This window comes from Staphylococcus sp. EG-SA-2 (assembly GCF_017152085.1).
In genome coordinates this window covers 1-1,601 of the sequence record NZ_JACYHC010000737.1, presented here as the reverse complement: position 1 = coordinate 1,601, position 1,601 = coordinate 1, and the positions used below count along the sequence as shown (strand labels likewise).

The following is a 1,601-nucleotide window of genomic DNA, read 5'->3' as shown; positions in this document are numbered from 1 at the left end:
GTAGTACGGGTAATTCAACAGCGCCTCACGTACACTTCCAACGTATGTCTGGTGGCATCGGTAATCAATATGCAGTAGACCCAACGTCATACTTGCAAAGTAGATAATACAGTAAATCCCAAGTTACGATATCATACGCAACTTGGGATTTTTTCGTTTTAATAATAGGTATAAGCCCATTGCTTGTCCTCTAAAACATGTTGATAAAAAGGATCTTGGCCAATTAACTTGATATCATCTGCAAGTGCTTCAACTTCATCTAAATGATGGGTAGTTAATATAATTAAACATTTAGATTTCATAATGTTAAGCAGTTGGTGGATGTCATGTCTAGATTTCAAATCAATACCAACTGTCGGTTCATCTAAAATTAGAATTCGAGGTTGACCTAGTAAACCTACTAATATATTAATTTTACGTTTATTCCCACCGGACAATGTAGATACTTTGGCAGACGTATCATCAAAATTTAATTGCTGTAAATATTCGTTGATAGTTGTATCGTTAATTGGATTTTTACAAAGTGATTTAAAAAAATTAATGTTTTCAGCCACTGTCATGTGTTCAAATAACGCAATGTCTTGTGGCACATAACCGATGTGATTTTGGATTTGTCTTTGATTCCATTTTTCGCCGAAATAGTTGATAGTTCCATCATTAGCTTTTTCAATACCAGCGATCATACGAAGTAATGTTGATTTTCCAGCGCCATTATCACCAAGTAATACGGTTAAACGATTACTATCAAAGGACATGGTTAAATGATTGAAAATCTGTTTGTTACGGTAACGCTTTGAAAGGTTATTAATTTCTATCATCAGTTACGCTCCTTTACATGAAAATAATCAAGTATACGATACCCATAGCAAGTGCATATATAAATGTCATGAATAATCGATGACTTATTGTTTGAATATGGAATAAGATAAAGACGATACCTATCTCATAAATCAATATAAGTAACAGTGATTTTAAGTAAAATATTAAGCTGAGTGGTTGAGACAAATATAGACTAACTGCCAATAGTACCAACAATAACAAGATCGTATGTGTCATTACATAAGTACTATATAGTTTGAAACGGGTTAAATGATATTGTGATAATCGTTGCAATGCTGCTTGTTGGTTTAAACGATAATGAAGTACTACTTGAACAGCGCTAACAAATAAAATCACAGCAAAGATTAAGCTAATTGAAATAGATTGTTGTGCTTGTTTAGTAAGCGACACAAATTTGATTTTAGATTCAGGTGTATGTTTATGATAGGACTTGTTGATAGCATCGATGGATTGATGTTGTTTCATATCCTCAAGGTGTTCATAAATAATGTTAGGAATTTGCTGTTCATATAATGAACTACTAACAATTTCTACAGCAATACCACCTATAAAGTCATCTCTACCATATAACTGTATCGTTTCTTTTAAACGGTTCTCTTTTAATTTTTGAGAGAAACCTTTAGGAATTTGCATACTTAAAATAGCTTCCTTTTTAGTAACATCATCTTCAATATAGCTTTCATCTTCATCGACTTTTTTAATAGTTACATAGTCAGATTGTTTAATTTTATTGACGAATGATTTTGATGCAGTGGTTTGGT

The 1,601-nt window shown here is 32.2% G+C and carries 2 protein-coding genes and 1 pseudogene; 1 reads left to right on the top strand and 2 read right to left on the bottom strand.

Annotated features, from left to right (window positions below; genetic code table 11):
- Positions 1-107, top strand: a pseudogene (locus tag IDG60_RS13435) (M23 family metallopeptidase); the annotation flags it as partial.
- A gap of 51 nt (positions 108-158) precedes the next feature.
- Here IDG60_RS13435 and IDG60_RS13430 read toward each other — a convergent pair.
- On the bottom strand, positions 159-818 hold the full coding sequence (locus IDG60_RS13430) for an ABC transporter ATP-binding protein (protein ID WP_000570075.1): 660 nt from the start codon (positions 816-818) through the stop codon (positions 159-161).
- Between the two features lie 13 nt (positions 819-831).
- Positions 832-1,601 (bottom strand): ABC transporter permease (locus IDG60_RS13425; RefSeq protein WP_206160788.1); only part of this gene is annotated, 770 nt, incomplete at its 5' end.